We start from the raw sequence: 20,008 nt of genomic DNA on the forward strand, positions 1-20,008 counted from the left end.
GAGAGCCCGGGAACGGGACGACGGAAAGGAAATGACATGAGTAAGAAAACGTCTGCGGCACACGACAGCATTGCCTATCCGGTATTGCCGTTGCGCGACATCGTGGTCTTCCCCCACATGATCGTGCCTCTGTTCGTCGGACGGGAGAAATCCATTCGCGCGCTGGAAGAGGTTATGGGTTCCGACAAGCAGATCATGCTCGTCACTCAGATCAACGCCAGCGATGATGATCCCGCGCCGGACGCCATCCACAAGGTCGGCACCGTTGCCAATGTCCTGCAGCTGCTGAAACTGCCCGACGGCACCGTCAAGGTGCTGGTGGAAGGCCGTGCGCGCGCAGAAATCGACGAATATACCGGCCGCGAAGACTTCTACGAAGCCCTCGGCCATGTCCTGCATGAGCCGGAAGAAGACCAGGTCGAGCTCGAAGCTTTGAGCCGCTCCGTCGTCTCCGAGTTCGAGAGCTATGTGAAGCTCAACAAGAAGATTTCGCCGGAAGTGGTCGGCGCCGCCAGCCAGATCGACGATTATTCGAAGCTGGCCGACACCGTCGCATCGCATCTTTCGATCAAGATCACCGAAAAGCAGGAAATGCTGGAAACCACCAGCGTCAAGGCTCGTCTGGAAAAGGCGCTCGGCTTCATGGAAGGCGAGATTTCGGTGCTGCAGGTCGAGAAGCGTATCCGCTCGCGCGTCAAGCGCCAGATGGAGAAGACGCAGCGCGAATACTATCTGAACGAGCAGATGAAGGCGATCCAGAAGGAGCTCGGCGACGGCGAGGAAGGCCGTGACGAGATGGCCGAACTGGAAGAGCGCATCTCCAAGACCAAGCTGTCGAAGGAAGCCAAGGAAAAGGCCGACGCCGAGCTGAAGAAGCTGCGGCAGATGAGCCCGATGTCGGCTGAAGCGACCGTGGTGCGCAACTATCTCGACTGGCTGCTGGGCATCCCCTGGCACAAGAAGTCGAAGATCAAGGCCGACCTGAACAATGCTGAGAAGATCCTCGAAGCGGATCATTTCGGTCTGGACAAGGTCAAGGAGCGCATCGTCGAATATCTGGCCGTCCAGGCCCGCGCCACCAAGATCAAAGGCCCGATCCTGTGCCTCGTCGGCCCTCCGGGCGTCGGCAAGACCTCGCTCGCCCAGTCGATCGCCAAGGCGACCGGCCGTGAGTATGTCCGCATGGCGCTTGGCGGCGTTCGTGACGAAGCCGAGATCCGCGGTCACCGCCGCACCTATATCGGCTCCATGCCCGGCAAGGTCATCCAGTCGATGAAGAAGGCGAAGAAGTCCAACCCGCTGTTCCTGCTCGATGAGATCGACAAGCTCGGCCAGGACTATCGCGGCGATCCGTCTTCGGCTCTGCTTGAGGTGCTGGACCCCGCGCAGAACTCGACCTTCATGGATCACTACCTCGAAGTCGAATACGATCTGTCGGACGTGATGTTCATCACGACGGCGAATACTTTGAATATCCCTGCGCCCCTGATGGACCGCATGGAGATCATCCGTATCGCCGGCTACACCGAAGACGAAAAGCGCGAGATCGCCAAGCGGCACCTGCTGCCGAAGGCCATCAAGGAACATGCGTTGCAGCCGAACGAGTTTTCGGTCACCGACGGCGCCCTGATGGTCATCATTCAGCAGTACACCCGCGAAGCCGGCGTGCGTAACTTCGAGCGCGAATTGATGAAGCTCGCCCGCAAGGCGGTCACCGAGATCATCAAGGGCAAGGTGAAGTCGGTTGCCGTCACGGCTGAGAATGTGCCGGACTACCTCGGCGTGCCGCGCTTCCGCCATGGCGAAGCCGAGCGCGACGATCAGGTCGGTGTTGTCACCGGTCTCGCCTGGACTGAGGTCGGCGGCGAGCTGCTGACGATCGAAGGCGTGATGATGCCGGGCAAGGGCCGCATGACGGTCACTGGCAACCTGAAGGAAGTCATGAAGGAATCGATCTCGGCGGCGGCCTCATACGTCCGCTCGCGCGCTGTTGATTTTGGCATCGAGCCGCCGCGCTTCGACAAGAGCGACATCCACGTGCACGTGCCGGAAGGTGCGACGCCGAAGGATGGTCCGTCGGCCGGTGTCGCCATGGCAACCGCGATCGTCTCGATCATGACGGGCATCCCGGTTTCCAAGGACGTCGCCATGACGGGTGAAATCACGCTGCGCGGCCGTGTGCTGCCGATCGGCGGCCTGAAGGAAAAGCTGCTCGCAGCACTGCGCGGCGGCATCAAGAAGGTGCTGATCCCGGAAGAAAACGCCAAGGATCTGGCGGAAATTCCGGACAACGTGAAGAACAGCATGGAAATCATCCCCGTGTCGCGCATGGGCGAGGTGATCAAGCACGCGCTTGTTCGCCGTCCCGAACCGATCGAGTGGGATGGCACCGTGGAAACGCCTGTGATCGCAACGGTCGAAGGCGTCGACGAAGTGGGTTCTGCCATCGCTCATTGAGCCCCTTCGCCTCAATTCTGTCGAATTGACGTAACTGGACGAAAAGACCGGCATTTTTGCCGGTCTTTTTTTGTGAAAAGCGCATGGGAACGCTTGCTTTTCCTTGATTTGCAGGGCTTTTGGGGTTGCGGCGGGTAAGAGCATTGCTATTTTGCGCCCCGCTTACTGATAAGTCGTTTCATACCAGAGAAAGGGGTGGAAACATGAACAAGAATGAGCTCGTGTCCGCAGTGGCCGAGAAGGCCGGTATCACGAAGGCTGACGCTGCTTCCGCTGTCGACGCTGTTTTCGATACTGTCCAGGCCGAACTGAAGAAGGGCGGCGACATTCGCCTTGCTGGTTTCGGCAGCTTCACCGTTTCTCACCGTGCAGCCACCAAGGGCCGTAACCCGTCCACCGGCGCCGAGGTCGATATTCCTGCCCGTAACGTACCGAAGTTCACGCCCGGCAAGGGCCTGAAGGACTCGGTCAACAGCTAATTCGTTTTCACCCGCTGCGAGGCTTTAGCCTTGCGGGTGGACAAGATTGGGGCCCGCGAAAGCGGGCCCTTTTTATGGTCTCATGCAGCATTACGCGCTGAAAGTTCGATGCCGGGCCGGGTGAGCGATCGACAGAAGACGCGAACATTCGCAGCGCCGTCGAAGCGGATGGCTCCAGTGCGCGTAGTCACCAACGATGATGGCTCTCATTTCTTCAGGACGATGTGCGTGGCTTTCGTCGTCGCCTCATGGGCGGCAACCTGAAAGCCAAGTGAAGGCAGGTCGATACCGGCAAACATTGCCTCTCCCCTCCCGAGCACGACCGGTGAAATGGCATAATGTATCTCGTCGACCAAGCCCGCCTGGAGATATTGCCGCACCGTGCTGACACCGCCGCCGATCTTGATATCCTTGCCTCCGGCCGCGGCCTTGGCCTGCATGAGCGCATCCTCGATCCCTCCCGCGACAAAATAAAAGGTCGTACCGCCTTCCATGACGATCGGCTTGCGGGGATAATGCGTCAGGATGTAGGTCGGCGCGTGATAGGGCGGATTGTCGCCCCACCAGCCTTTCCAGTTTTCATCGGGCCATTTGTCGCGAATGGGGCCGAACATATTGCGGCCGAGGATGAAGGCGCCAAAACCGGTATTCGCCAATGCTGCATATTTCGCGTCGGCACCCTCGGTTTCACCTTCTTTGCCGAACATCGCCTGGAATGTCTGGGTCGGGAAAAACCACTCGAACAATTCCGGCCCGCGCTTGCCCAAGGGGTCGTTCAGGCTTTGCTCCAGTCCAGCCCCGAATCCATCGATCGAGAGCGAGAATCCTGCGACACGAACTTTCGACATGCTGTCCTCCATCCAATTGCAATTTGCAACTGGTTGTGTGGTAGCATGGCTCGTCCTACATTGCAATCGACTCACCAAAGGAAGCGAATATGGATATCGAGCGGCGGTCGGGATGCCCGATCAACCTGACAATGGAAGTGTTGGGGGATCGCTGGAGCCTGGTCGTCATTCGGGACATCATGTTCGGCAATCGACGGCATTTTCGCGAACTGCTCAATCGGTCCGAGGAGGGGATTGCCTCCAACATACTCGCCGCGCGCCTGAAGCGTCTTGTTTCACTCGGCTTGATCACCAAGTTGGACGATCCCAGCCACAGTCAGAAGGCGATTTACAGTCTGACGGAACCGGCGATTCAGCTTGTACCGATGATCGCCATGATCGGCGCCTGGGGTAGGCGGCATCTGCCCGTCAGCGAAGACCTGAGCATCCGCGCCGAACTTCTTGAGAAAGGCGGACCAGCCCTTTGGGACGACTTCATGAACGATCTTAGAAATATTCACATTGCGGACCCGATCGGTGGAGCAAATGGGAGTGTCACATCGCCCGTCTTGATGGGTCTTACAAACGCCTTTCTCGCGGTCCGCGCAAAAATGGAGCGCAAAGAGTGAGATCATTTTGCGCCGCTAACGGCGGAATGCTCCGCTTCGGCGACTTTGCGCAGGAACCGTCCAGCAAAGGTGCAAAATAGCGGCAATCGCCGCTATTTCGGTTCAAGTCGTCTGTTATCGAATCCGTTTCTCTGCTTGGCGGCGTCAGAGCAGCGTCCGGCCGCCGTTGACGGCAAGTTTCTGCCCCGTGATGAAATCCGCCTTGCTCGAGGCGAGAAAGACGACGGCGTCGGCGATGTCTTCCGGCTTGCCGAAATGGGCCATGGGCGTCTGCGCGAGATAGCCCTCCTTTGCCTGCTGGGAAGCATCGGCATGGCGCTCGACCGGGATCCAGCCAGGCGCGATGAGATTGACGGTGATACCTTCCGGCGCGAGCTCTCTCGCCCAGGAGCGCGTCATCGAGAGCATAGCGCCCTTGGCGGCAGCATAATTGCCGAAATTCGGATTGCCGAGCTCAGCGATCTCGGAACCGATGTTGATGACGCGGCCCGACTTGCGCGCCCGCCAGTCCGGCAGCACGGCTTGCAGCAGTTCCAGCGGCGCCTTGACGAAGAATTCGAGCTGGTCGAGGTAAGTCCGCCAGGATTGCTCCATCAGCGGCATATCCGGCTGAGGGCCGGTCGCGTTGTTGACGATGAGATCGACCGGCCCGAGCGCTGCCCTGATCTTTTCCAAACCGTCCACGAGCTGGCCCTTGTCGATCACGCTGAATTTTGCGGCATACGCCTGTCCACCACGCTGCCGAATGGTATCGACGATCTTCTCGGCTCCCTGGGTGTCGCTCGCATAGTTGACGGCGACGGCCCAGCCAGCCTCGGCAAGCTCCAAGGCGATCACCGCACCCAGACCGCGAGAGGCGCCCGTTACCAGCGCTACTTTCATGACATTCCTCCTTGGGGCCTGTCCGGCCCTTCTCCTCAATGGCGTCAAGCTTGAGCAGCACATTGAGACCGTCTCTACACCTACGGAACAATATGCCCCTGGTGGCCGAACGCGCGTTCCGGCCACCATTTCAGATATGGATGTTACCAGCGATGATGAACATGCGGCGCTATCAGGCGCTCGTAGATTTCGCGCGTCGCCGCCATGACATCGGCGGAGAGCGGAGCGAGATCGGCCGCGGCGGCATTGGCCTTGGCTTGGTCGGCATTGCGCGCACCCGGAATGACGACGGTGACGGCATCGTTCATCAGGATCCAGCGCAGCGCGAAGGCTGCCATGCTGGTATCGGCCGGAACCAGCTTGCGCACCTCTTCCACGGCCTGCAGACCGACTTCGAACGGCACGCCGGCAAAGGTCTCGCCGACATCGAAGGCCTCGCCATGACGGTTGAAGTTGCGGTGGTCGTCGCCGGCAAATTGCGTATCGGGGGTGATCTTGCCGGACAGTAGACCGGAGGCGAGCGGCACGCGGGCGATGACGGCGACGTTCTTGCGCTTGGCTTCCTTGAAGAACAGATGGTCGGGACGCTGGCGGAAAATGTTGTAGATGATCTGGATGCTGAGCACGCCCGGATATTCGATCGCCTTCAGCGCTTCCTCTACCTTCTCGACGCTGACGCCGTATCCTTTGATCTTGCCCGCCTTCTGCAATTCGTCGAGCCCGGCAAAAACTTCCGGCCGATAGAGAACTTCGGTCGGTGCGCAATGAAGCTGCACGAGATCAAGGCTCTCGACGCCGAGATTCTTGAGGCTGCGATCGATGAAGCCTTCGAGATTGGCCTTGGTATAGCCGTCGGCCACGTGCGGGCTCAGCCGGCGGCCGGCCTTCGTCGCCACCATCGGGCGCTCGCCGCCGCGTGCCTTCAGCACATCGGCAATGATCTTTTCCGAGCGGCCATCGCCATAAACGTCGGCGGTATCGATGAAGGTCATGCCGGCATCGAGGGCGGCGTTGAGCGCCGCGCGGCCGTCGGCCTCGCTGACATCGCCCCACGCGCCGCCGATCTGCCAGGCGCCGAAGCCGACATCGGTCACGATAAAGGGCGTCCGTCCGAAGGCATGATGTCTCATGAGTAGTCTCCTCTCTTTTATTCATAAGATGATAGCGCAGTAGCAGCCGCCCGACAGGGCCACAAGCGCACATTGGCGATCGAGGATCGCAATCGCGTGACTGAACACAGCAGGGCGGGCCGGCTTACGAAACCGTTGGATGAAGTAGCCGGCGCGGTATTCATTGCGCCTCTATTTCCTTAAAAGGAAAGACCGGATTCCTGACCGCTATCGGAGCCATGGCCTCTTTCAGTTTCATCCACGCCGCCGATCTCCATCTTGGCAGCCCATTCCAGGGCCTGGCTCTGAAGGATGCCGCCGTCGCCGCCGTCTTCGTCGAAGCAAGCCGCAAGGCGTTCTCGACGCTGGTGGGCTTGGCGATCGGAAAGCGCGTCGATTTCTTCGTCATTGCTGGCGATGTCTATGATGGCGACTGGAAGGACAACAAGATCGGCTTGTTCTTCAATCGCGAGATGGCGCGGCTGGAGCGAGCGGGCATTCCGGTCTACCTGCTGCGCGGCAATCACGATGCGGCAAGCGTCATCACCAAGACCATCACCTTGCCGTCAAACGTTCATGAGTTTCCGACCAGCAAGCCGGGCAGTGTCAGGCTGGAAGCACTGAAGGTGGCGCTGCATGGCCAGGGCTTTGCCGAACGCTCCGCCAACGACAATCTGGCGATCACCTATCCGGCACCCGTCTCCGGCTGGTTCAACATCGGTATTCTTCATACCTCGCTGACCGGGCGCGAGCCGCACGCACCCTACGCGCCGTGTTCCGTGGATGACCTGCGTTCGCGCGGCTATGACTACTGGGCGCTCGGCCATGTGCACGATTTTGAAGTGGTGGCGCAGGACCCGCTCGTTATTTTTCCTGGCAATCTGCAGGGCCGCAATATCCGTGAACGCGGTGCCAAGGGCGCGGTGCTGGTGACCGTCGAAGACGGGCGGATCGATCACGAGCGGCTGATCGTCGATGAGGCGCGCTTTGCGCAAATTGATGTCGTGGTTGGATTGGAGGACGATCAGGCAGCGATCCTGCGTCATGTGGAGCAGGCGGTGCAGCCAATAGCCGATGAGATGGCGGGTCGCATGACCGCGCTGCGTGTGCGGCTTTCCGGCGTAACGCCGCTGCAGGGTTCGATAGCTGCCAATCGCCAGCAATGGCGCGACGAAGTGGAAGCTGCCTGTCACCGCGTACATGAGGATATCTGGCTGGAAAAGCTGGAACTGCGCCTTGAGCCGCCGCCGGAAAGATCGGCGGAGGCGGACGGCGCGCTCGATCTGCGCCAGTTACTGGCAGACCATGCCGGCGATACGGACATTGCAGCAGAGGCGGCCCGGTTGATCGATGAGATTGCGGTGCGGCTGCCGGGCGGCCTCGGCGCGACGGAACAGCCGCTGGACGACAGCATGGACACCCTCATAGAAGAGGCGCGGCAATTGCTGCTGGCGCGCGGGCAGGGGGCAGGCTGATGCGCTTCACCCGCCTCGATATTCTCCGCTATGGCGCGCTGACCGATCGAGCGATCGATTTTCGCCCCGATGCACGGCTGCATGTGATCTATGGTCCGAACGAGGCGGGCAAATCCTCGGCTTTGAGCGCGATCTCCGATCTTCTCTTCGGTTTCCCAACCGCTGCCGAGCAAAGCTTCCTGCATGAACCAAATACCTTGAGGATCGGCGCCGATCTTAGGGCGCGCGATGGCGCGACGCTGAGCTTCCGACGCCGCCGTGGCCGCAAGGGGACGCTTCTCGCACCCGACGATAAGGAGACGGCGCTCGCCGAAGATGCGCTTTCGCCCTACCTTGGCAATTTGAGCCGCGATGTCTTCGAGCGCGCCTTCGGCCTCGATTCCCAGCGGCTGCGGCAAGGCGCGACCGCCATGCTGCGCAGCAGCGGCGAAATCGGCAGTCTGCTATTTTCGGCGGCCTCCGGTCTGACGGGCCTGTCACGCCTGCGCCAGTCGCTGGAAGCGGAGGCGGACGGCATCTATGCGGCCAGGCGCTCGAAGGATCGTGGCTTCTACCAGGCTCTCGACCGCTATGAGGATGCCCGCAAGGCCGAGAAGGACAACGAGCTGAAATCCGGCGACTGGAAGAAGCTGCTTGCCGAAGCGGCCGAGCTGGAGACGGAGCTGGAGCGCCTGCAGGCGGAGCGCCGCAGCACGCGTGAGGCGCTGGATCGGCTCCAGCGGCTGAAGACCCTGCAGCCTCTGCTGTCAGAAATCGATGCGGAGACTCTTGCGCTCGATGGCCTTTCCGATCTTGCCGCCATACCGGACGGCTTTGCAGACAAGCTAGAACAGAGACTGCGGGATAAAGAGGCGAGCGAAGCGGAACTGCGACGCGCGCGGCAAGCAGTTCTGCGCGCGGAAGAGGATCTCTCGCGCATCCAGGTGGATGAGGCGTTGCTGCGGATGTCGGGCGATATCACCCAGCTCTTTGCCGATACCGGCAACTACCGCGCCCAGCGTCACGATCTGCCGCGCGTCGATCAGGAACTTGCCGGTTACGACACGACGCTTTCGCAGCTTGCCCGTCGCCTCGGTCTTGCCGAAGTCGAGCTGGAACGGCAGCAGCCGAGCGATATCGATCGTACGCGCCTGTCCGAATTGGTGGAGCAGGGCAGGCAGCTTGCGCGGCAGATGCAGTCGCTTGCCGAGCAATCCGAGAGCGAGCGTCGACAGCTGGCCGCTCTGGAGAGGGACAGCCTTAACGGGCGGCTGATTGATCCGAGACCTTATATTGACCAGCTCGAGGCTTTGGCCAGCGACCTCTCCGCCTTGGCTCGCCTTGATGGGTTGGAAACCCAGATACGTCGCACCGAGGCCGATCTCCACGAGGCGGCCGGACGGCTGCGGCCACCGGTCGGTGACATTGATCTGCTCTTTTCGGTACCGCTTCCGGAAACGACGGAGATTACAGGACATCGCGATGCGATCGACGCGGCGCGATCGAAGGTGCGCGACGCTACCGGCAAGCTGCAGACCTATGATGAGCAGCTGGCTGAGATAGAGCGAATCCTCGCGGATGCCGAGCGCTCCGGGCCAGTTGTCACGCGCGAGCAGATCGCCGCTGCACGCGAAAGCCGTGATGCGCAATGGGCCTCCATCCAGGAAAAGTGGAAGGACGGCGCGGCTCCGGAAGCGAAGATCCTTGCGGCACTGACTGTCAGCGTGACCGAGGCGGACCGTCTGGCCGATGCCGCCCTGAGCGATGCGGATCGGGTCGCGCGCCACGCCGATTATCGTTTGCGGCAGGCACGTCTGCTGCAGGAGAGGGAGGAGGCTTCCGGTCGGCTCAAGGGCTTCGAGAAGGCGCTGAAGGATGCACAGGAAGCCTTCGCAGCCCTTTTTGAGCCTTGCGGTGTTGATGCCCTCGATCCATCGACGATGCTGGAATGGCGCCGCGGAGTGGAGCTGCTGCGACGTGAGCGCAAAGCGTTGCGGGATCTAATCGATCAACGGGATGAGAATGCGTTGGCGGAGAACCGCGTCTTGCCCGCTCTGCAGGATATCGTCGAGGCAAGCGGCTACAGGAGCGGCCGCCTTCCGCCGGCAGCGATTGCGGAAGGCCTGCGCAAGCATTTGCGCCTCCTGTCCGAACGCTGGAGCGAAAGCCGCACGCGGGAAGGGGAGATTGGCGCGGCGCGTGAAAGGCTGGCCCGGTTCGACGACCAGCAAAAGACCTTGGAACGACAGTACGCCGATTGGCGCGACGCATTCGCCAAAGCCGTGGAACTGCTTGGTCTGCCATCCGACACGACGCTGGACATGGCCAATGCCGCGTTGAACGCATGGCAGGAATTGCCCGATGTCCTGGCGGAGCGCGAAAACCGCCTGCGCCGGGTCAATGGCATGCGGCGCGACATGGCGGATTTCGAGCGGCGGCTGGCGACCCTTGGCGCCAATAGCGGCTATGAGCTGGATCATCTGCCGCCAGATGTCGCTGCCGAGGCACTGCATGCACGCGTCAACGCCACGCGCGGCGAACTGAAGAGGCGCGACGCCCTTGAGGAGGAACGGCAGCGTGGGGAAGGGCTCGTCATCCGCCAGGAGGCTGCGCTTGCCGCCATCGCCGCCGATCTAGACGGACTGACCGCCGATCTCGGCGGTGTTGAAGATCTGCCTGCACTCCTCTCTCGACTGCGCGAACGCACGCGTCTGACCGCCCGGCTCGTCGAAAGTCGCGATCGCTTCCGCCAGCAAGCCGACGGCAAGGCTGAAGACGAGCTTCGGGCCGAGCTTGCCGGCTTTGAACGGGTTGCGGCGGATCTCGAAATCGAGCGATTGACGGAGGAAGATCAGCGGCAGTTCGCCATGCATGGTGAACTTTCGGCCCGGCTGGCGGAGAACCGCCGCCAGCGGCAGGCGCTGGAAACAGGCGTTAGCGCCGAATACGCGGTTTTCGAGAAGCTCTCAGCCGAGCAGGATGCAAAGGACCTCGCGCGACAATGGGTCGTGCTGAAGATTGCGGCCCGCATGCTCGCCGGTTCGATGGAGGCTTATCGCGAGAAGCAGGCCGATCCCGTCATCAGACGTGCCGGCGAGCTGTTCTCGCAGCTGACGGGCGGCCGCTTCTCCCGCCTCGTCGAAGCACATGATGAAAGCGACACGCTGCAATTGCTGGCCGAACGTGCCGCGGGCGAGCGTGTGCCGCTCGATGGCTTGAGCGAGGGAACGGGCGACCAGCTTTATCTCGCACTGCGGCTGGCATTCCTAGAAGATTATTCCGCCCGCAACGAGCCTGCGCCGCTGATCGTCGACGATATCTTCCAGACATTCGACGACGAACGCGTCAGCGCCGGTCTGCAGGTGCTGGCTGCCACTGCCGATCGTTTCCAGACGATCCTGTTTACCCACGAGAAGAGTGTGGTCGAGATCGCTAGAAGCGAGATCGGCCGGGGTCTCGATCTGATTCAGCTTTGATGAGGAGCGGTCCAGGGCCGGGCTAAGACATCGACGGGATGTGCAGCCGCGTGGGTATCACGATCTTGGGGTCCGATTTGTCGCGGCTATAGGCCGGATTGAGCGCGCGATCGCTGAAACCCTGTGTAGCGTGCAGCCTGCGTAGGTTCTGCTTTTCCTGCTCGAAGCGCTTTTTCCGCTCGCCGGATTTGTCCGAACCGCGCGACAGCGATTCATGATGATAAAGACAGGCGAAGGGCGTCCAGACGATGCGATAGCCGGCTTTGTGAGCCCGCAGACAATAATCCACATCATTATAGGCGACCGCGAAATTCTCCTCGTCGAAGAGGCCGATTTTCCGTAGGCAGTCCCCCGAGATCAGCATCACCGCTCCGGTCACGCAGGTCATGGTGTTGCGCACATGCAGCCGGTTCATCGGCCCGCCGAACTCCTTCGGCTTGTTCAGGTACCAGTGACCGGCAAGCCCGCCAAAGCCGATCACCACGCCGGCATGTTGAATCTTATCGTTCGAAAAGAGCAGTTTGGCGCCGACGATGCCGGTCCTGTCATAGGCGAGGCAGGAGACCATCTCCTTTAACCAGCCCGCTTCGATGACCTCGATGTCGTTATTCAGGATGAGATAGTGCTCCCCCGTCGCTGCGCTCAGGCCGCGATTGACCGAGCGCGAGAAGTTGAAGGCTTCCGGTGTGACAGTTGCCGAAAATCGCGGTTCGCCCTGGCGGTAGCGCTCGTAGAGATCGAGGACTGGTTGATCCGTGGAACCGTTATCGATGACCAGAACTTCGAAATTCGGATAATCCGTCTTTTCAAAGAGATCGCCGAGGATGCGTGAAATCAGATCGAAATTGTTTTTGCTCGGAATGACGATCGAGATTTTCGGCCACGCATGCGGGGCTTCGAAGATGATCCGGTGCAGCGTCGTGGTGAGAGCGCCCTCGACGGCGATCGTCTGCTTTAGCCGCTCGAATCTTTCTGCCAGCGCCCTCCTGGCATTGGCGGTTGCGGCCTCCATGAACTTGCGGGAAAAGGTCTTGCCATTGCGCCGCCACCAATATGCCGGGTAGGGCAGGTGGAGGACGCTCTCCTCGGGGACGCCCTCCAGATAACGCAGCAGCAGATCGTAATCCTGCGAGCCGTCGTAGCCCATGCGGAGATAGCCGATCTCCCGGAGGCGGTCGTGGCGGTAGATGGAAAAATGATTGATGTAATTGACGCCCGTCAGCAGCACGGAATCATAAGCAGGCTTCAGCATGACGCCGGTCGGCTTCAAGATGTCGTCGACCACCAGTTCGTCCGTATAGAGGAAATTCGCGTCCGGATTTTGCTCCAGCGTATGCCGGATGAGCTTGAAGGCATGCGGTGCGATGACATCGTCATGATCGAGAAAGGCGATCCATTGCCCTCGTGCCTGGGACAGACCTGCATTGGTAGCGGCCGCGATGCCACCGTTGCGCTCATTCAGCACAAAACGGATATTGTCTTTCGATTGCCGGCTCCGATACCACCGCAGCGTTTCCGGCGACGTCGAGCCATCATCGCTCAGGATGAGCTCGGTGCCTGTTTCACCCTGTTCTTCGAAGGATTTGGCGAGGTCGTCCAGATAACGGGGCGGAGCATTATAGACGGGAACTACCACACTGAGCCAGGTTCCCACCGCGGGTACCGATGCTGTCTCCAGTTCTGCGGCAAGCCTATAGCTCGCCTCCGCATATTGTATCGTCAGGTTAGGCGCGCGGCGCCCCAAGCGCAGTCTGGGCAATTTCAGCCAATACTGGGGCAGCCTGCCGAGATTGACACGTTTGGTTCCTTCCTCGCTTCGAAGAAGGGTTGCGATATATCTTTCGGCCGATTTTTCGGACGCAAAGGCCCTGGCGGCGAACTGGAACGTCGTCGGGAAGCTGGCCGGATCGGCACGCAGGGCGCAGATGGAGCCGACCGAACCGATGTCCGCGGTGATGACGAAACGATGCCCTTCCGGAAGAGAGACCGTATCCTTCTCGCGGAAGCCGTAGCCGCGATTGATATAGAATTTGGGATCTAGCGGCTCGTCGGTTGCGACTACATGGATGACGATCAGCTTCTTTCGCATCGGCGAAAATCTGATCTCGAAAGCCGGATCATCCCCCATGGATTTCCATAGGCTGGGATCGGCGTCAACGGAGATTTCCCGTTCGAGATCGGCGTTCGGTATGATTTTGAGTGTCATCAAAAATTGATTTCTTCTAAATGCGAGCAGAGGCATTGCCTGAGAAATTCCTGGCCTAGCCCGCGCCGCTGAGAGATTCAAAACGTATGCCGGGAAATGTCGGACTGGCATACAGCCGCATTTTCTCGATCGAATGTCGTGTGGCATCGCGAGCAGAAAGCCGTCGCGCGCGGTCGCCGATGAGCAGGTCGATAGCGGCAAGCCACTCGTCGGCGGTATTGCCGATGTGAAGTTCCCCGGCGACGACGCATCGTTCGAAAGTCGGGCATCGGGAAAATATGGCTGCTGCCTGCAGGCGGCTGATGTCGATCCGCTTGGTATCCGAGCGGCTCGCATTGATCTTTCCGGACAGAAGAGGAGCCAGAGCGATATCGGCTTGATGATGCGCTGTCTTTGCGAGATAGGCCGGCCACGGGAGCGGCGGAATGATCGCTATTCTCGCCGGGTCGATCCCTTGCAAAGCCCAGCGTCGGGCGAGAGCGCCGGCGGCAAAAACCTCGAAATGCAGGTTGCCGTGTTTTTCCATCGCGGCTTTGACGATCGGCATGAGGAACTCATGTTCGCGGCGATGGACGCCAGTGGCATGGTAAACCATCCTCAGCGGCGTGGCTCCGTCATCCCTGCCATTCACCACGATTTCTGCTGCATCCGCTGGAAGCGGGGGCAGGATATCTATCCGATGGCTTCTCATCGCGAGTGCGTTTGCCAGGGGTTCGGTCGAAGTCCAGACATGAGTGAGGAGCCTATTGACCCTCGGCATTGGGCGGACCGCCAATTTGATCAGCCTGAACTTATAGAGCCAACCGGCTTCGTTGCCGGTCACGACGGCGGGAATGTCGTCGTCGACGAAATAGGCGACCCCGGCAAGCGTGCCTCGCCTTTCCTCCAGCCAGCGCAATTGCGGCTGCTTGATGTAGCGGCAAATGATGACGAAGAGTCCGTCGCTATCGATAGCGTCGAGCGGGTCGTCGAGGCCTTTCATGATGACCGGAATGTGGCCGAGTGTCTTGGCCCGCTCAGCGAGATAGTAGCTGAAGCTCGGATTGGGGTGGCGCGACAAGATGAGCAGACGCCTGGCAACGCGCTCACCATCTTCCGCCAATGCGCCGGATGGCCGCGGTCTTGGAAGCAATTGATAGACGATGTCGCGCAAAACTTGCATGGGGCTTCCGCGCAAAATCATGCCAGGCGACTTCGGAGATTTGCGAGGATGCCGAAAACGGCACCCCAGGCAAGGAGCGTCACACCCAAGATCCCGCCGATCCAGAGTGCCCGCTGAGGATACTCCGCCTCGTCGGGCAGGCTGGGCGCCAGGAACGTATCGAGGTAGAGCAGCTGCTGCTTGCTGACGAACTTGACCTGTTCGAGCGTCTTCATGCTCGTGGCAAATTGCTGCTCGGCAAGGCTCTGTTCCAGTTCGCGCTGCGACATATCCACGGAAACGTCCGCGAGATTCTGTTCGGATTTGTTCTGCCCGGCGACTTGACTGTTCAGCTGATCGATCTGCTTCTGCCTACTGTCGATCTCGCGTTTGAGCACGCGCATTTGCGGGGCATCGGCGGAGACCGTTCCAAGCAGCGCATCATATTTCTGCTGAAGATCTATTCTTTCCTTCTGAACGGACGAGATCAGGTTCGTGATAACCGTCGACGATCCCTCGACGCTGAGGACGCCGGTCTGATTGCGCGCAATCAAAAGCTTGTCACGTGCTTTCTGCAGCTGATCTTTTGCATTGTCCAGGTTCGCTTGTGCGGTCGCTATGACGTCCCGCCAGATACGGGTGTTGACATCGTTAACAACGACTTCGGATGCGGCGACAACCTCGCGCAATACTTTCTGGGCGTCGGCTGCCGTGAAAGCACGCGCCTTGACTGTCACGATGCCGCTGTTCGCATCGATTTTGACCGAGACCATGTCTTCCCAATAATCGAGCAGCTTTTCCGAGCTCGCATCCTTCTTCAGGCGCGCAATCCGATCGATCGAGTCGTTGCCGTAGATATTTTGAAAGTCGACCCTTTCCTCGAGCGCGGTAACCATGTCCTTGCTCTTGATGAAATTGGTGACGATCAGCGTATTTTGCACGATCTGCGCCGGCGGCAGGCCGGTCACCTTGGTAATCTGATTGCTGCCGAGTGCGGGCGTGGAGGTGCGGACCGTAAAGCGCGTTTCCGATTGATACTGATCGGACGCGACACAGGTAAAATAGTAGATCGAAGCGACATTGGGGACGACAAGCAGCAGAACGGTCGATGCGAGGATGGCTTTGCTGATGACCTGCTGCATCGGGCGGGGCCGCAGGCCGACGGCCTTGAACAACTGGCTTCGTCTCGATGTCGAGAAGCGCAGTTTCCGCGCCGCCACGGACAAATTCGCGGCCACGTTCCGGCTATGCTCCGTCGCGCTGAGCTGAAGCGTTTTTGGCGCGTTTTCGGTATCATGAGCCATATTGGGCCTTGCCGTCGATCCCTGATCTTCTATCGATTCAATCTATAATAGGCTTCGATAGCCTGCTCTACCTTATCGAAGACGATAAGTCTGCCATCGACAAGTACAATACCCCTGTCGCAATGTGTATTAATCATGCTCATGCTATGGGACACCATGATGATATCGGAATTCTTGCGCCTGTTCTCGAATGCGATGCGGCAGCGCTCCTGGAAGCGCGCATCGCCGACCGCCAGAACTTCGTCCACGAGATAGCATTCGAACTCGATCGCCATTGAGAGCCCGAATGCCAATCGAGCGCTCATGCCCGAGGAATAGGTGCGTACCGGCGCATCGAGATAGTCGCCCAATTCGGCGAACTCTTCGACGAAGCGGGAGACGCGCCTGACATCCTCGCCGTAAGCGCGCGCAACGAAATGAACATTGGCCCGCCCCGTCATGAAGGGATTGAAGCCGCTGCCGAGGCCCAGCGGCCAGGATACCCGAACATTTTTGCTGATCTTGCCCGAATTCGGCAGCATCGTGCCTGCAATCATGCGGATCGTTGTCGATTTTCCGGCACCATTCACGCCGAGCAGGCCGTAGGAATAGCCGGATTCGAACTCGCAATGCACCCGGTCGAGAATGATCTTCTTGCCGCTCTGTGTCTTGAAGAATTTCGAGACGTTCTTGAAGCTGATCATGGTGCTTTCCCCCTCATATCCGGTGATCCTCGACGGATGCCCAGATGAGAGAAAGGGTCGCCCAGGTGACAATAAGCGCAAGCAATATGATCAGCGGTGTGCTGACACGGCGCGGAAATATCGATTCGTCTGGCAGCACCGGCTTGACGAAAACGGCGAGATAGAGCGTCTTGCGCAGAGCTTCGGCTAGCACGGCATCGTAGTTCTTCTGCGCGCTTTCGTAGAGCTTTTCCGCGATCATGCGATCGGTCTCCAGCCTGGAATAGTCCAGCAGGGCCTTTGCAAGGCTTGCATTCTCAGGACCTGTCAACTCCGATTTCATCTTTTCGATCTGTGCATCGAGGCTGTCTTTGGCGAGATTGAGCTGCTGATAGGTCGGAGAATTCTGGGCATTGGATTGCCGCATGACGAAGAGGCGCGTTTCGAATTCCAGTTTCTGGGCCAGCAGCCCTGTCAGAAGCGTGCCGCTGTTCTTGGCTTGCATCTGCGGGCTGAGAAGGCCGGATGCATTTTGGAACTGGTTGAGGGCGATCAGCGTTTCGCCATAGGCCTTGCCGCTTTTCTGAACGTCGGCCTTCATGCTCTGCACGATGTCATTGCGCGCCCGTTCGGAAAGCTCGTTGATGAGCTTTTCGCTTTCCTCGATGATGGCGTCAGCGAGCTTGACGGAATCATCGGGTGTGAAAGCCCTGACCTTCAGTGTGATGATGCCGGAGGTGACGTCTATATAGGCGCTGACATGGTCGTTCCAGTACTTCAGGAACTCTTCGTCGGATCGCGCCGAACCGAATCGCGACAGGAAATCCACATCCTGCCGGGTAAACATGGCCCGATAATCGAGCTTCTTGCCGATCCGGTTCAGAATTTCCGTCGAGTGAATGAAGCTGGTGACGACATAGGCGTCCTGCGAAGCCGAGCGCATGTTTAGAGCGCTGGTGGCTCCGCCGGGGTCGCCGGCATCGCTGGTGTCGCCTGCTCCCGACACGGCACGAACGGCAAAACGTGCTTCCGCCACATATTGATCTGAGGCAATGAAGGCGTAATACACCGAACTGGCCAGAAAAGGCAGGATAACCAGCAATACGAAGCCGATAAGCCTCAGCGGCGGCTTACCGCCCGACTGTGTTTCGGGCTCGTTGCCATCATGCACCGGTATGTATTCGATGTCCTCGAGATCGGTGCGCGCACGCTGCGCCGGCAGCCTGCGCCGAAACAGCGAAGGCAGGATATGCCGGCCCGTTTTTACCCGCGGAGAGTCCTGAATTATCGCGTCTTCAATGACTGGCTTCGGCATGTCAGCTTGCAATCGTTTCCGGCAGTCCGGGCGCGGTTGGTTTCATCGCCTGACGTACATAGTGGTCGAAAATCAAATCCTCTTCGAGCATGAGCTCGGCAATATGCAATGAACGCAACCTTGTCGCAACGTCTTCAAGGGTGCTGTGTCTGGGTGGCAATGGAAAATCGTCAACCGAAATCCCGATGAGCTCGCTGAGCGCCTGTTGAAAATAAAGACTGTCCGTATCGAAACCGACAATTGCAAAGCGCGAGAGAAGATCGATGGCGCTGGCGACATCGGCACGTGTCACCGTCTGTTCCGGTATGGTCGTGGCCAATTGCCGGGTGACCGGAGATACGAGAACGTTTCTGACGCTTTGGGGGGCCTTCTTCAGGGCCGTCTTGAGAGAGGCTTCGTTTTCAAGGCTTACCTCGGCGAAATGCTCCGCGGCAGGCGCCAGGATGATCTTGTCGCGATCGCCGAAGAAGGAAATCTGAGTTTTCGCCATCCGTTTCAGAAGGAATATCCGCAGAGCAAGTTCGTAATAGGGATCGGTGAGCAGAACGATGGCCTTGAATCCCTTGTCGAGGAATTCTTCGTAATTGCGCATCAAGAGGCGGCCGCTAAGATAGATTGACTGGATGGCATTCAGATGAAAGGCCTGAAGGGTCGTTTCGTGACCGAAGCGCTCGACGGATGAAAGCTCGTATTGAAAATTGCGGCCGCAATAGTAGTCGAATTTGACCATTGGCAGCAGTTGTGTCTCGAGCCTTACAATCTTTAACGGAATCGTGTTCGATACTTGCGGTCGCCGATAGATCAACAATCCGGATTTGGCGTCATGAATCATCAGCGACGTACGTTCCATGAGGTCCGGCATGATTGTTGTGTCGAGCCGGAATCCGACATAGCCATCTTCGTGCCGTCCCGAATCGATGACCGCCTGTTTGAGCTGGTCGCACGGCAGGATCATCAGATCGCCGGCGGCGTCCGAGATTCTGATTTGCGGTTTGTCGGAAAAGCCATCGGGGATCAGATAGCCCTCGATAACATTGCCATGATCGTATTCGAGGTTAAAAAGCACGGAGTTGCTCCGGCGCGTCTACCAAATCGGCACAGCGCCGAAATTGGTGATGGAGTGGCGTCATTGCGCCCTGCATAGTATCACATCTATCAAGATGCCTATCGATATCGCAGATGTCGTGCCTTGGCATTCGAACCTCGTCAGGCCTCGCTGGGCGCTTTTCGTGCCAGCAGCGAGAAGCTGGGGCCGCCTGGATGGCTTAGATTTTCATCTCGGATGACAACGTCATTGAAGCCGAATGTACGCAGTAGCATCAAGATGTCATCCCTATGCATCCAAAAGTGCCGGTCCTTCATGCCTCCGCAGAAAGACGCATTGGCATTGGCGTGGTGATAGCTACGCTCGTAATAACGCACCGCAAGGCCATCTATCAGTTTCGTCTCCACTTTACCGCTGAAAGGCAGCCAACGCACATCGCCCTCGGGCATTGCGTCCTCAAGGACGAAGTGCGTCCAGATGAAAACCGCATGGGACCGCTTTGCGAGCAAGCGAAGAAACTCGCCGGGGTCGGCCATATGATAGAGAACCCCCGATGCAAGCGCTAAGTCATAGATTTCTTCGCCTTCCGTCAGCCACGCCTGAATGTCGCCGAGCATGAAAGAGGCGGTGTCGATGTTCAGAATCTGCTTGGTGACCAGACATCTTAGAAAACAGAGACGGTTCGCTTCGATCGCATCGATCCGCGCCGGGCGCTGGCAATTCAGCATATGGGTATGCATCCCCTCAAGCGGCCCGACTTCGAGAACGGTCCTGCCTTCTATCGATCCGAATGTGTGCAACGCCCAATCGATGCGGTCGTCGGCGTAAAGAGGCAGGTTGCCGGCGTTAAGACCGAATTCCGGCGGGAACGCACAGTTCCATCCTTGAAGCGCATCGATGGCATTTTGGTGCGCTGGCCTGCCTTGCTCGTACTGATCGAATATCTCCAGAGGACTTTTCGATGCTTTCTTCTGGGAGCGCTTTGAAAAACCAAGCATTAATACATAACCTTCATTTCAACC

General features: G+C 59.0%; 15 protein-coding genes. 5 read left to right on the forward strand and 10 right to left on the reverse strand.

The genetic code is table 11. The features are described from left to right. Positions 1-36 precede the first annotated feature (36 nt). Positions 37-2,457 carry an endopeptidase La gene (gene lon, locus I8E17_RS04805; RefSeq protein WP_069616290.1) on the forward strand — a complete coding sequence of 807 codons (2,421 nt, stop codon included), beginning with the start codon at positions 37-39 and terminating at the stop codon, positions 2,455-2,457. A 203-nt stretch (positions 2,458-2,660) separates the two neighbouring features. Further along, a complete protein-coding gene (gene hupB, locus I8E17_RS04810; protein WP_015339480.1) occupies positions 2,661-2,936 on the forward strand; it encodes a DNA-binding protein HupB in 276 nt (91 codons plus the stop codon). Between the two features lie 206 nt (positions 2,937-3,142). Here the strand turns inward: hupB and I8E17_RS04815 are convergent, their stop codons facing one another. Continuing rightward, entirely contained in the window at positions 3,143-3,784 is a 642-nt protein-coding gene (locus I8E17_RS04815) for a dihydrofolate reductase family protein (protein ID WP_069616291.1), read from the reverse strand. A gap of 89 nt (positions 3,785-3,873) precedes the next feature. Between I8E17_RS04815 and I8E17_RS04820 the strand changes: the two genes are divergently transcribed. Further along, a complete protein-coding gene (locus I8E17_RS04820; RefSeq protein ID WP_069616292.1) occupies positions 3,874-4,392 on the forward strand; it encodes a helix-turn-helix domain-containing protein in 519 nt (172 codons plus the stop codon). A gap of 144 nt (positions 4,393-4,536) precedes the next feature. On the opposite strand, the gene I8E17_RS04825 is transcribed toward I8E17_RS04820, so the two are convergent. Both I8E17_RS04825 and I8E17_RS04830 read right to left on the reverse strand, forming a co-directional pair. Further along, the gene (locus tag I8E17_RS04825) at positions 4,537-5,274 is read right to left on the reverse strand and encodes an SDR family oxidoreductase (RefSeq protein WP_069616293.1); all 738 of its coding nucleotides are present in this window, start codon (positions 5,272-5,274) and stop codon (positions 4,537-4,539) included. 143 nt (positions 5,275-5,417) lie between these two features. After that, positions 5,418-6,404 (reverse strand): aldo/keto reductase, encoded by a 987-nt coding sequence (locus tag I8E17_RS04830; RefSeq protein ID WP_069616294.1) that lies wholly within the window; start codon positions 6,402-6,404, stop codon positions 5,418-5,420. Between the two features lie 218 nt (positions 6,405-6,622). On the opposite strand from I8E17_RS04830, the gene I8E17_RS04835 reads away from it, so the two are divergent. Further along, positions 6,623-7,858: a DNA repair exonuclease gene (locus I8E17_RS04835; protein ID WP_069616295.1), complete on the forward strand. Its 1,236-nt coding sequence runs from the start codon at positions 6,623-6,625 to the stop codon at positions 7,856-7,858. Further along, positions 7,858-11,313 carry a YhaN family protein gene (locus I8E17_RS04840; RefSeq protein ID WP_069616296.1) on the forward strand — a complete coding sequence of 1,152 codons (3,456 nt, stop codon included), beginning with the start codon at positions 7,858-7,860 and terminating at the stop codon, positions 11,311-11,313. Before I8E17_RS04835 ends, I8E17_RS04840 begins: the two co-directional genes overlap by 1 nt. A 22-nt stretch (positions 11,314-11,335) precedes the next feature. Here I8E17_RS04840 and I8E17_RS04845 read toward each other — a convergent pair whose 3' ends face one another. The 7 genes from I8E17_RS04845 to I8E17_RS04875 form a co-directional block, all read right to left on the reverse strand. Then, positions 11,336-13,519 carry a glycosyltransferase family 2 protein gene (locus I8E17_RS04845; protein ID WP_069616297.1) on the reverse strand — a complete coding sequence of 728 codons (2,184 nt, stop codon included), beginning with the start codon at positions 13,517-13,519 and terminating at the stop codon, positions 11,336-11,338. Between the two features lie 55 nt (positions 13,520-13,574). Further along, positions 13,575-14,681 carry a hypothetical protein gene (locus tag I8E17_RS04850; RefSeq protein ID WP_069616337.1) on the reverse strand — a complete coding sequence of 369 codons (1,107 nt, stop codon included), beginning with the start codon at positions 14,679-14,681 and terminating at the stop codon, positions 13,575-13,577. Positions 14,682-14,698: 17 nt separating this feature from the next. Continuing rightward, positions 14,699-15,898, reverse strand: a complete 1,200-nt coding sequence (locus tag I8E17_RS04855; RefSeq protein ID WP_229002082.1) for a capsule biosynthesis protein — start codon at positions 15,896-15,898, stop codon at positions 14,699-14,701. Between the two features lie 95 nt (positions 15,899-15,993). Further along, positions 15,994-16,647 carry an ABC transporter ATP-binding protein gene (locus tag I8E17_RS04860; protein ID WP_069616299.1) on the reverse strand — a complete coding sequence of 218 codons (654 nt, stop codon included), beginning with the start codon at positions 16,645-16,647 and terminating at the stop codon, positions 15,994-15,996. Positions 16,648-16,660: 13 nt separating this feature from the next. Continuing rightward, positions 16,661-17,941, reverse strand: coding sequence for a capsule biosynthesis protein (locus I8E17_RS04865; protein ID WP_069616300.1), 1,281 nt, complete (start codon positions 17,939-17,941; stop codon positions 16,661-16,663). Position 17,942: 1 nt separating this feature from the next. Continuing rightward, on the reverse strand, positions 17,943-19,007 hold the full coding sequence (locus tag I8E17_RS04870; protein WP_069616301.1) for a hypothetical protein: 1,065 nt from the start codon (positions 19,005-19,007) through the stop codon (positions 17,943-17,945). Between the two features lie 140 nt (positions 19,008-19,147). Beyond that, positions 19,148-19,984: an SAM-dependent methyltransferase gene (locus tag I8E17_RS04875; protein WP_069616302.1), complete on the reverse strand. Its 837-nt coding sequence runs from the start codon at positions 19,982-19,984 to the stop codon at positions 19,148-19,150. Between the last annotated feature and the right edge of the window lie 24 nt (positions 19,985-20,008).

The organism is Rhizobium sp. AB2/73 (assembly GCF_020871915.1).
Lineage (GTDB): Bacteria > Pseudomonadota > Alphaproteobacteria > Rhizobiales > Rhizobiaceae > Rhizobium > Rhizobium dioscoreae.